Origin of the sequence: Sporosarcina sp. E16_8, assembly GCF_017347095.1 — a bacterium.
Lineage (GTDB): Bacteria > Bacillota > Bacilli > Bacillales_A > Planococcaceae > Sporosarcina.
The window spans coordinates 1-11,410 of record NZ_JADPRZ010000072.1 but is presented as its reverse complement, the minus strand read 5'-3'; the positions used below and the strand labels follow the sequence as shown (position 1 = coordinate 11,410).

At 46.8% G+C, this 11,410-nt stretch carries 14 protein-coding genes and 1 riboswitch; all 14 genes read right to left on the bottom strand.

Going from position 1 to position 11,410, the window contains the following annotated elements:
* Positions 1–218: 218 nt before the first annotated feature.
* Positions 219–902, bottom strand: a complete 684-nt coding sequence (locus I2484_RS19915) for a hypothetical protein (RefSeq protein ID WP_207152811.1) — start codon at positions 900–902, stop codon at positions 219–221.
* Positions 899–1,384, bottom strand: a complete 486-nt coding sequence (locus I2484_RS19910; RefSeq protein ID WP_207152810.1) for an ECF transporter S component — start codon at positions 1,382–1,384, stop codon at positions 899–901. The genes I2484_RS19915 and I2484_RS19910 overlap by 4 nt, the downstream gene beginning before the upstream one ends.
* Before the next feature lie 3 nt (positions 1,385–1,387).
* Positions 1,388–1,969 carry a cob(I)yrinic acid a,c-diamide adenosyltransferase gene (locus I2484_RS19905; protein ID WP_187045937.1) on the bottom strand — a complete coding sequence of 194 codons (582 nt, stop codon included), beginning with the start codon at positions 1,967–1,969 and terminating at the stop codon, positions 1,388–1,390.
* The gene (locus I2484_RS19900; RefSeq protein ID WP_207152809.1) at positions 1,969–2,388 is read right to left on the bottom strand and encodes a bifunctional adenosylcobinamide kinase/adenosylcobinamide-phosphate guanylyltransferase; all 420 of its coding nucleotides are present in this window, start codon (positions 2,386–2,388) and stop codon (positions 1,969–1,971) included. Before I2484_RS19900 ends, I2484_RS19905 begins: the two co-directional genes overlap by 1 nt.
* Positions 2,340–2,933, bottom strand: coding sequence for a histidine phosphatase family protein (locus I2484_RS19895; protein WP_207152808.1), 594 nt, complete (start codon positions 2,931–2,933; stop codon positions 2,340–2,342). The genes I2484_RS19900 and I2484_RS19895 overlap by 49 nt, the downstream gene beginning before the upstream one ends.
* Positions 2,906–3,670: an adenosylcobinamide-GDP ribazoletransferase gene (cobS, locus tag I2484_RS19890; protein ID WP_207152807.1), complete on the bottom strand. Its 765-nt coding sequence runs from the start codon at positions 3,668–3,670 to the stop codon at positions 2,906–2,908. Before cobS ends, I2484_RS19895 begins: the two co-directional genes overlap by 28 nt.
* A complete protein-coding gene (locus I2484_RS19885; RefSeq protein ID WP_207152806.1) occupies positions 3,667–4,503 on the bottom strand; it encodes a cobyric acid synthase in 837 nt (278 codons plus the stop codon). The genes cobS and I2484_RS19885 overlap by 4 nt, the downstream gene beginning before the upstream one ends.
* Positions 4,500–5,093 (bottom strand): bifunctional adenosylcobinamide kinase/adenosylcobinamide-phosphate guanylyltransferase, encoded by a 594-nt coding sequence (locus I2484_RS19880; RefSeq protein WP_207152805.1) that lies wholly within the window; start codon positions 5,091–5,093, stop codon positions 4,500–4,502. Before I2484_RS19880 ends, I2484_RS19885 begins: the two co-directional genes overlap by 4 nt.
* Positions 5,075–6,154: a pyridoxal phosphate-dependent aminotransferase gene (locus I2484_RS19875; protein ID WP_207152804.1), complete on the bottom strand. Its 1,080-nt coding sequence runs from the start codon at positions 6,152–6,154 to the stop codon at positions 5,075–5,077. Before I2484_RS19875 ends, I2484_RS19880 begins: the two co-directional genes overlap by 19 nt.
* Positions 6,141–7,097, bottom strand: coding sequence for an adenosylcobinamide-phosphate synthase CbiB (gene cbiB / locus I2484_RS19870; RefSeq protein WP_207152812.1), 957 nt, complete (start codon positions 7,095–7,097; stop codon positions 6,141–6,143). The genes I2484_RS19875 and cbiB overlap by 14 nt, the downstream gene beginning before the upstream one ends.
* Entirely contained in the window at positions 7,097–8,569 is a 1,473-nt protein-coding gene (locus tag I2484_RS19865) for an adenosylcobinamide amidohydrolase (RefSeq protein ID WP_207152803.1), read from the bottom strand. Before I2484_RS19865 ends, cbiB begins: the two co-directional genes overlap by 1 nt.
* 1 nt (position 8,570) lies before the next feature.
* On the bottom strand, positions 8,571–9,566 hold the full coding sequence (locus tag I2484_RS19860; RefSeq protein ID WP_207152802.1) for an iron chelate uptake ABC transporter family permease subunit: 996 nt from the start codon (positions 9,564–9,566) through the stop codon (positions 8,571–8,573).
* Positions 9,559–10,524: an ABC transporter substrate-binding protein gene (locus I2484_RS19855; RefSeq protein WP_207152801.1), complete on the bottom strand. Its 966-nt coding sequence runs from the start codon at positions 10,522–10,524 to the stop codon at positions 9,559–9,561. Before I2484_RS19855 ends, I2484_RS19860 begins: the two co-directional genes overlap by 8 nt.
* Positions 10,525–10,643: 119 nt before the next feature.
* A riboswitch (cobalamin riboswitch) is annotated at positions 10,644–10,826 on the bottom strand.
* 394 nt (positions 10,827–11,220) lie between these two features.
* Positions 11,221–11,410, bottom strand: a 190-nt coding sequence (locus I2484_RS19850) for a hypothetical protein (protein ID WP_207152800.1), incomplete at its 5' end; no start/stop codon positions are given.

The following is an 11,410-nucleotide window of genomic DNA, read 5'->3' as shown; positions in this document are numbered from 1 at the left end:
ATGCTCGGTGCGCGGGTTATATGATCGCATTGGAAACCGATATGATCGGTGCGCGGGTTATATGATCGGATCGGCAACCGATATGCTCGGTGCGCGGGTTATATGATCGCATTGGAAACCGATATGATCGGTGCGCGAGTTATATGATCGCATTGGAAACCGATATGATCGGTCTCACTTTCTAAAGTTTTAAAAAACCTGCATGAACAATGCAGGTTTCACGTATTAATCGTTAGTTTATTCAAATGGACACCCAAAAGTGCTTCGGCTTCCTCGATTTTCATTTTTTCAACGGCTAGGAGAACAACTGTCGACGGGCCCGCTGATTTCATTGGATCCAATATGGTTTCGACGCGCGCTTCCTTCATTCCAGTTAGCAAACGGACCTCTTGTAAAATTCCCTTTGAGCCAACTGGCCAGATTTGATGGACGATTCCACTTTTCATCGCCTCGTGAATAAGCCGGGTGGACGCAATTTCATCTGCGCGATTTCGTACTTCATCTCCAACGAGTGGTGTGCCGTAAGTAAACCACGCACAATTTTCCTGAGTCAGCGCTGCCCTTTTTTTGCCGATGATCGTTACCGCCATCGCTGACTGAACAAGTTCCATATTCGTTTCTGAACTGCCATTGATCGGCGGAACCTCTAGCCCCGCCTCGTGGAATAAATCCGTCACACCTGCCACGTAACTTTCCCAACTCGCGTTACCGCTAAAATTGTGGATGAGGATTGAAACCGGTTCCGCATGCGACGCCCATTGTTCAAGCAATGCGACGCGGGCCGCAAAATATGCTGTGATGCGGTCCGGTACAATAACGATATCCTGCAGCTTTTCACCGATACCGCCTGAATTATCAGTTGTCACAATAAAACCATTGCCGATATCAATGGCATTCCTCATCGAAGCGCTCCCATGCGACCATCGACCACATGCTGAAGTGACGGCAGAACGACCGCCGCAACAACTGCGTTAGCAATTGTTGCTAGTAAGAGAAATGGAACTGCTCCCAAGAAAAACGCTGGTGAAATCAGAAAATAAAACGGTAGTGGTGCGATTAAACCGTTTGCTACGATGAAAAAGATCCACTTCATCACATTGCGTCCCGCTTTGTGCAGTCGTGCAAAGATGATTACGATGACGAACATTTCAAGTGCAATGAGTACATGAAAGGGTCCTAAAGGAAAACCGGCATACATCGAGGAGGCCGTGTGCCCGAGCATCGCGGCGATTCCTGAAAATACGGGTGGTAGAAAGGCAGCTGAGATAAGCGCCGGCACCGTATCCAGCGCCAAGGAACCGATGCCGGAGGGGATTTTGATTAATCCACCGATAACACAGAGGGCTGCAAAAAAAGCCGTCAATGTGAGCCGTTTTAACTGCATCGATTAGTCCTCCTTTTTCTTATCCGTTCTGAACACTTTTGCACTTCTTACGTATTCATTATCCGGTACGTTAACCCGAGAATTCGCAATGCGCGCTGCAACGAAAAGGTAGTCTGATAGCCTGTTCAAATAACGTTGAACAACTGCCGGCACATCTTCTTCTGCTTTCAAAAGTGTCACCGTTTGCCTTTCTGCGCGTCTCGCAACAGTTCGTGCAATATGAAGCGTTGCAGCAGCAGGTGATCCACCCGGTAAGATGAATTTCTCCAATGGCGGCGCCTCTTCCATTAGCACGTCAATACGTTGTTCGAGCACTTCAACCGGTTCTTCAGACAATTTGTAATGACGTTCTTTCATAACGTTTGCAAGATCGCCCCCGCCGTCGAATAATTCGTTTTGAATCGCTTCCAAGTCTGTCAGCATATCCGCGAAAATTGCAGGGTCTAGTTCCGTCATTGCTTTGCCGACAAATGAATTCAATTCATCCATCGTGCCATACGCTTCAACGCGAAGGCTGTCTTTGTCGACGCGGCCCCCTATTAAACTTGTTTTCCCTTTATCCCCTGTACGTGTGTAAATTTTCATTATTGTTCTCCCCTTTTCTTTAGTGTTTTTGCCAAGCCGTACCAAATTCTCGCCACTTCTTCCGCTTCTGCCATTAAGCGTTGATAAAGCCGACCGCAAGCATCGCGTAATTTTCGCTGATCGGCATCCATAGGAACGATTCCCCGTCCAATGTCCGTTAAAATGAAAACTACATGACGGTCCTTTGCAACGAAACTCATCACGTGATCAATGGCTGCCTGTTCCGCTAAATCCGTTTCCGCAAGCCATTTTTCGACTCCGGCTACGACTGTTGTCTGAATGGCTTCCATATCTACTATGAAACTGTCTTCTAAACAATTCCCTTCTATCCAGTGTACGTTTTCTTTCCCTTGCTCGGCCAACCATTTTTTCACATAGTCTCGTTTTCCGTTATGGGCACCGCCGATATAAACGTGCATAACTTCCCCTCCTCGAATGCTTTGTCGCTTTCCCATTCAAGTCGGTAGCCCGTTCCGTGCGGGATGTTCCACGACCAAAAACCTTTTTCTTCCGGTGAAAACTTCGTCAGGACTACGCGGATGGGACCTCCGTGTGTCACGACAACCGCTTTATTAGGCAATTGTTTGACTGCGGCCACTACTCGCATTTCTAAATCTGTTAAACTCTCACCGCCACGTGGTGCAAATGCATACGGATCATCAATCCAGTTTCGATAGTCCGTATCCTTTTCAAGTTCCGTATATGTTTTCCCTTCAAACTCGCCAAAATTACATTCACGCCAACTGGCAGCTGTTTCAATAGACGCTTGCGGGAAAAAGCGTGCGGCACTTTGTTTTGCACGACGAAGATCACTGCTATAAACGTGTTTCGGGGTTTCGGGTAAACGCCAGTTCCAGGTAGTCGATTCCAAAATCGGTTCATCCGTCCAGCCAATGTATTTCCGTTGTTTGTTACCTAATGTGGGAAGATGCCGAATCAGATGAAGCACAAAACCGCTAGCCATAACAACGCCTCCATTCCTTCAATGAAGGCACCACATAAGTCGCCCGTGACGCCTCCGAAATGCTTCAACGACCAGTTACGGAACGTGAAAAATGCTACTGCAATTACAATCGCTATCACAACTGGAATCAGTATACTCTTTAACATAAGCCCTACCGCGCATAAAACCACTGTACTGCTTACTAGCGTCCAGCTGATCAGCACAGTTGTTGATATCTTTTCTTTGAAAAAGTGCGCGATTCCTTTATCCTTTGCAAGACGAACAGTTGAGAAGTACAGGTTCATAGTCGCTCTTGCTAGGAAAGGAATTGCTATGAACAACGCAAGATTCCCTGTTCCGCGCATCAGTATTTCATTGAAAACAGCGATTTTCACGATGATTACTAACACCAGCGCCATCGTTCCAAATGCACCAAGTCGCGGATCCTCTAGAATTTCAAGTCGTTTCTCTCGGTCTTTGTATGAAAAGAATGCATCGCCCGTATCCGCCCAGCCATCCAAGTGCAAACCACCAGTCAATACTATCGCTGTCAAAACGATTAGTACCGACGCAAGAAGTGTACCGACATGCAAATAATTCACTAGAAGTTCTGACACACCGTACATCGCGAGCCCAATTGCCCCTCCAACGAAAGGTAGCGCCACATACATTGCCGTCACTTCTTTTCGGCCGAGTGGCAATTCTTTGCGCACCGGGATTGCGGTGAAAAATTGCATGGCTAACAACATTCCGTTCATTTCATCGCTCCGGATTGTGACAGAATCTCTTTCATCAGCGGCCAGTTGAGATGCGCCAAGACATGTTTTGCCCATGCATCGTAAACGTCGACTCCCGCTGGTGCTTCCGTAACTTGCCGATCCACGTCTTCCTCTTCGATGCCGTGATCGACTTTATAAGGGATAACGCCTGCCACTGGAATACCCGTGTAGGTTTCGATGAATTCAATACCTTCTTGAAATAAAGAAACGTCACCATGGAATTTATTGATAATAATCGCTTTAACACGTTTTCGATGCTCAGGTGGTAAAAGTTGCAGTGTCCCAACGATTGATGCGATAGCACCACCGCGATCAATATCTGCCACCAAAACGGCAGGTACATCCGCGATTTCTGCCACGCGCATATTCACAATTTCTCTATCATTGAGATTCACTTCCGCCGGACTTCCTGCACCTTCGATAATGACCGTTTCGTACGTTTCCACCAGTTTAGCAAGTGACGTTTTAATTGCCTCAATTCCGCGCGTGAAGAACTGTTCGCGATACGCCATTCCAGCTATTGGACCAAACTTCTCTCCAAAAAAAAGCACTTCCGATTTCATGTCGGCAACTGGTTTCAGCAAAATTGGATTCATATAAATGGATGGCTTCGTTCTAGCAGCCTGCGCTTGAATGAATTGCGCGCGGCTCATTTCTTCGCCATTGTCCGTTGTCGCTGAAAAACCGGACATATTTTGCGATTTGAAGGGGGTTACTCGCACGCCTTCGTCCGATAAAATACGGCATAACGCTGTACAAAACATCGTTTTCCCAGAGTCTGATGCTGTTCCTAAAACAATCAACCCATTCATTGCTTCATCTCCTGCCGCTCGTTTTTCCATACGATTGGGATTCCATAATCCATTTCAATTGCTGTAGCTGCTTTTTTGACAAGCGCTTGGTGAACACGACCGAGCCATTTTCGGTAGATTTCCGTTTCAGCGTACTTTGACGGTAGTTCGTCTAGGACTTCATTCGAAACAATTACGAGATGAGCAGCTTGTTTTAAAAGTGATTCAATTGTTAAGTACAACTGCATTTCCTTTTGCTCCATACAGCCCGCTTGTTCAATACAAGGTTTCCCGGACTCCCAACCCGCGTATAACTCATTCGCCAGCCATGTTGTTAGGCAATCCCATAACACATAATCACCTGATTGAATGGAGGGCAAAATCTTTTCCAGCTCGACAGGTTGCTCAAAGGTCGTCCAACTATGGGTGGAACGATCCGATTTATGACGTTCAATACGTGCCTGCATTTCTGAGTCTGTTGCGACGCCGGAAGCAATGTAAACAAGCCGTGCCGCGTTTTTCTGCGCTTCATTAACAAGCAGCTTTTCTGCATAGGAACTTTTTCCGCTTCTAACGCCGCCACTTATGAACGTCAGTTTTCCGCAAACCATTGCGTCAGCTCCTCCTTTAAGATGTTCATGTACGCATCGTTTTTCATGCCAATGCGCAACCATCTACCATCCATGCCGCGGAAGTTTTGAGAATGACGGAGGACGATTCCACGTGCCAGCATGTCTTCATACAACTTATTCGAATCACGGCCAGAACCCAGTGTGAATGAAATAAAATTCGTAACGGAATTAGTAACGTTGCAATCATTGTCAATTAAAAACTGCGTCATCTTTTCTCGTTCACTGTTACTATACTGAATTGCCTGTTCGCGGTAGTGCACTTCCTGAAGGCACACCGCTCCGATTTGTGCAGCTAGGCCATTAACATTCCAATGCGGAGCAAGTGCTTTAATCCCACTAATTATCGATGGATTTGCCACGATATAGCCGAGGCGTATTCCTGGAATGGCGTACATTTTCGTCATAGAGCGAACGACAATGACGTGGGAATTATTCTCTATTTCCGCAATGAAGGACAGGGATTCATCAACGAAATCGATAAAGGCCTCGTCCAATACGACGTCACAATCTACTTTAGCGCCGCGCTGTATAATCACGTTCAAATCCGTCCGTTCAGGCATGATGCCAGTCGGATTATTTGGTGTGCAAAGGTACAGAACAGAGGCTGAAGTCATGGCTTCAAGGATTGCTTCCAGTGGCAATTTAAAGCCATCACGCTCCGATGCTAAAACCCGAACAATCTCCACATCCTTCGCCAAAAGAGTCGCTTCGTATTCGGAAAACGTCGGGTGCACGACAATCGCTCGCTTTGAGCGATAACGCTCTGCCAGAAGTGCCAGCAGTTCTGCCGCCCCGTTCCCCGCGAATAAACAATCAGTCGAAATGCCATGATAATCGGCCGCCGCTGATAGAAATGGCTCCCCTTGTGGATTTGGATATGCCTTCAGCAACCCTAGTAAACTTGGCCACATCTCGGTAACTGAATCAGGAGGCCCCGCCGGATTGACATTTTCACTGAAATCCACTAACTGTGCTGGTGGTTCAATGCCCAGTGTGGCGTAAACGTTGTGCGGATTTGCGCCATGTTCAGGCAGTTGCATAAAAAACCACTCCAATCACCGTCATTACTAGCCAGAATATAAACGCTATGATATGCATCTGAGTAATGGTTTGTTTAATATGTATGGCGGTTAGCGGGATGTTTCCTGGACCAAGCTCAGATCGTTTCGATTCGATTCCGCTATATGTACTCGTTCCGCCAAGCGTAACGCCGAGTTGCCAAGCGGTCGCTGCCTCCAAATATCCGCTATTTGGGCTTGGATGTTTCCTTGCGTCTTTACTCCAGCCAGCAAAGCGTTTCCAAAAGGACAATCGACTTTTATTCGGCGCATATAAAATGATCAGAAAGCCCGTCACACGTGCTGGAATGAAATTCAAGATATCATCCGCACGGGCAGAAAACTTTCCAAACTTCTCATATCGTTCATCTTTATAACCAATCATTGAATCAAGTGTGTTCACCGCTTTGTACATCCACAGACCAGGGGCTCCCAGTAGGAATGCCCAAAACAATGGCGATGTAATGCCGTCCGCACTATTTTCTGACACGGTTTCAACAGTCCCTCGTACGATGCCACTTTCTTGTAGTTTATCGGTATCGCGACCGACAATCCATGACAACTTCGTTCGTGCTGCGGGTAGATCATTTGCGGCGAGCGGGTGATAAACGTCGAGCGCAGCGTCGCGTAAACTCTTTTGTGCCAGCCCGGTAGCAATCAGAATTGATTCCACGCCAATCCCTACATAGATATTGAATTGATAGGCAAAACCAACCACTGCAAAAACGACGCCTAACACAATCCCGACTGTGATGAAGAGTGTAGACGCTCCTTTTAACATGAGGAACCGACCTTTATTCATAATGCTAGTCAATTTGGAGATAAACGTTCCAATCCAGCGAACAGGATGGGGCCATTTCGGCGGATCCCCAATCATTCTGTCTAGTAGAAAACCAATGGCAATGGCGATAAAATGTGCAGGAATCAAGTCGTCCACCCTTTCGCTTTTTTATAGGCACGGATTGCCCGTACAGTACAATCAAAAACTCCGTGGCCAATCAGTTTTCCGAGCGGCGTGATTGGACCTGCATACGGTAGGAATTCCCCTTGCTGCGTTGCCGCGATAAGTAGGCTGTCCGTCGATGTACCCGTTGCAATTGTGCCGGTGAGCGGATCTGTTATGGATTCCATTTGGAGTGCTTTGGTTTTCGCTTCGGTTGCAGTTATCATTGCTTGGATAAATGCTTCATCAGGTAGCTGACCGTTGACGATAACCCATGTATTGATGGTCCCAACGCGAGGTTTCTGATCACGCGTGAATGCTTGCGACACATCGACAGCATTGCCGACGCCAGCTGTAACAGCAATCAGAATCGTTCCGAAATCCCCTGTGTATTCCTCGACTTCAGCATGCTCCGTCGTGACCGCGGTCATCATACCAACCGTATCCGTCAGATGAAAACCTTGCTGTTCGAGGTAGGAAGTATTTTCAGCTTTGACGTCGTCTACATTGTAATCGACATCGACATGCCGGTTGACAAACGACCGATACCAGCCCATTCCAGCATTATGAACGGCGGAGGAAATTGTTTTCAACGGGTATTTTGTTCGTAGTGCAACAAAGTCCGCTGCTATCGAAAAGTCATCTTTTACAACGGTGAAAGGCTTGATTTCCTCTTTGGTATCCGGCAGAAGTGTAATTTGAGGTTTTGGCAATTCGGGATGAGGCTGTGATTTAATACGTGCACCATAAACGGATTGGATGGCCTCTTCCTTCACTACGTCTTGTGGTACACCTATTCTGGCAATCCGCCCTTCACTCATCAAGAGGAGCCGGTCGCAGTATAAAGAAGCCAAATTGATATCGTGAAACACCGAGATGACCGTTAGCCCTTTGTCGATTGCCTGCTGGCGAATCGTATCGAGTAATTGTTGCTGATGGGCAATATCCAAGTGGTTCGTCGGTTCATCGAGCAATAAAATTGGCGCTTCCTGTGCGAGTGCCTGTGCCACATAAACGCGTTGCTGTTCGCCACCGGATAGCAGTTCTATCGAGTTTTCAGCATAGCGTGCGATGGACATACTATTTATGGCATCTGTAACAGCGCGCTCGTCTTCATCAGACCACGAGGAGAATAGTCCGGATTGATGTGGATAGCGGCCGAGTTCTACCGTTTCACGAACAGTGTGGGAAAAGGCGTGTGCATGGAGTTGCGGCAGGACGGCTACTTTTTTGGCAAATTCTTTTTGTGAATAGGTAGACGCATCTTGCCCATCGATTGTAACGGAACCCGTTTCCTTCGGGAGAATGCCTGAAATAATTTTCAACAGCGTTGATTTACCACTGCCATTGGGTCCAAGTATGCCGAGTACTTCGCCTTTATTGACAGTGAATGTTACTGCCTTCACGATTGATTCCTTACCATAACCGCCGGAAACATTATCGACTTTTAACATGTCACATTCCCCCTTTCCTTCGTTGTTTATAGAAGATAAATGCAAATACGGGTGCACCGATAAACGCTGTGATGACACCGACTGGGAGTTCTGTTGGCGAAATGATTGTCCGTGCAATTAAATCACAAATGACGAGCAACGTCGCACCGTTCATGAACGATAATGTCAGGAGATGGCGATGATCAGATCCCCATAGGAGTCGCGTCATATGCGGGACGACTAGGCCGACAAAGCCGATTGTGCCGGATACCGCGACTGCAGAACCTGTCAGGATGGATCCCCCAATCAGAATGGTAAACTTACGGCGTTTAACGTTGACACCTAAATGATGCGCCCGTTCTTCGCCGAATAACATCGCATTCAATTCGCGGCGATTCAACCACAGCATGAACGAGCCGACGACGACGAACGGCAAGATCATTGTAATATAGCTCCAGCCCCTCATCGAGACACTGCCGAGCAGCCAACCAATAATCTGGCGCAGCTCTTCGCCTGTGAGCGCTATCATAAGTGATAGCACAGAACCGAGGAACGAACCAAAAATGATTCCGGTCAAAATAATTGTTTCCATTCGCATTGCCCTATCAACGAGTCGGGCGAATCCGAGAACAAGGAACATTGTCAGTGCAGCACCAACCATACTAAATACAGGAAGCGTATAGATGCCTAAAAACGGAATGGAAATACCAAAAAAGAGCGTCATAACAGCACCTACCGAGGCGCCGGATGACACTCCGAGGGTATATGGATCAGCAAGCGGATTTTTCAGCAGCCCCTGGAAAGCAGCTCCTGATATCGCAAGCGAGGCGCCGACAAGTCCAGCAAGAACGACACGTGGCATGCGAATCTTCCACAAAATATTGGTAGCGGTTGCATCCGCTCCTGGGTTCCATAACGTACTAATCGGTATTTTTACAGATCCGATTGACACACCGAGCCATACCGCCACAAGGAGTGCGGCGGCGGAAACGATGTAGGCAACGCTGGATTTACTCACCAAAAGCCTCAGGGTAGATGGCTTTCGCTATTTCTTCTAAGCCTTCTGCAAGACGTGGGCCTGTACGGCTCGTGATATTCTCTTGAACTTGAACAACTGTTTTTTCTTTAATTGCCGTAATCGAATCAAAACCTGGACGTGCGTAAACATCTGCAACGGCCGTTTCGATGTAGTCATACAACACAATAATTACATCAGGATTACGTTTAACGATTTCTTCCGGATCTATCATGAACCAGCCTTCTTGATCGGCAGCACTATTTTCAGCACCAATCATTTCAAGCATTTGATCCATGAATGTATTTTTACCTGGTGTGTAAATTTCAGGAGCAGGTGATGTTTCAACGAAAACTGTTTTTTTTGTTTCAACTTTTGCCGTTTTAGCTAGAACTTCTTCGACTTTTGCTTTCATGTCCGTAATGATTTTCTCAGCTTCTACTGTTTTACCAGTCGCTTGACCGATTGTTTCAATCGTTGTGTACGTTTCTTCGAAATTTGCTGCGTTTTTCACAACAAAAACAGGAATTCCCGCGTCACGGATTTGTTGCAGCCCTGCTTCTCCTGATCCAAGTCCCGATTCATGTGCAAAAACAATTTCAGGATTCATAGAAACGATTTTCTCGACGTTAAATTCCATACCGCCGATTTTTTCTTTTTCAAGTGCTTCTGCGGGATAATCATCGTAGTCATTGACGCCGACAACTTCATCAGCAAGACCAAGTTCAAACAAAATTTCCGTGTTGCTCGGCATCATTGAGACGATTGTTGCCGGTGCTTTTTCGAACGTGATTTCATCGCCAACTGCATCCGTTAGTGTAAGTGGGAAATCGGCTTTAACCTCTTCCACTTTCGGTGTTTCGTCTACTTCAGGCTTTTCTGTTGTTGTTGCAGTTCCGCATGCTGCGAGCAGAAATACTGCCAGAAACGCTGATAGTCCTAATTGCCAAATCTTTTTCATGATGTTTTCCTCCTGTTTTATCCAAATAAAAATCCCCCGTAATTGCTACGGAGGAATAAGTTGAGTAAAAATCCGGACGTGCGGGGACGCCGATTTCCACTAATCCTATCCTCGTAGGGTACGTGTGATCCATAAAGGCAGGTCTCCTGGCTTGTGTTCAAGGCTTGTCGCGTCTTCACGGAACTTCTTCTAGACAAATTGCGACTAACTCACACTTACAGTGGCGGGACCGCGTCGGCATTGAACCGACTTCCCTTTTAACCCCATTTTTAATGCGGGGCACCTTTATGTTTGGTATGTATTTTGTTCAACTTTCAGTATACTACAAATTTTTATAGTGTCGATAGTGAGAGGGATTTGTAGACTGAGATATGTAGAATTAAAGAATCCCGTTGAATCTGTTGTGTCGCTCGATGATGAGAGAGTATTAATTCGGAACGTGGATTGTAGATCGCTTGGCGCTTTGGGGATGCCTTTGCCGCGCCTGCGCTAGAGTGGACATTAATCGGAAGAGTTGTAGTTCGGCGTGTGGATTACAGATCGCTTGGCGCTTTGGGGATGCCTCTCGCCAGGAGCCTGGATTGACGCTTCGCATCCAGTCTCATGGCTTCGGCTACCCCTTTGACGCGCTTGCGCTGGGGTGTACATTATTGAAAGTGATTTTGAGATGTTTGGACCGAGATTATAATGTGAGTACTATTTTATACTAATTTCATTGAAGAAAGACATACTACGAGCTACAGGTCTTTTCCCCGACAATGCAATGTGCATTCTATATAGACTATCCAGCGAAGGCGCGACTTCGTGGTAGCCGGAGCGATAAGACTGAAAGTGGTATTCTTTCCGGCTTATCGCGGGAGGCATCCACAAAGCGTCGAAGCGGTAT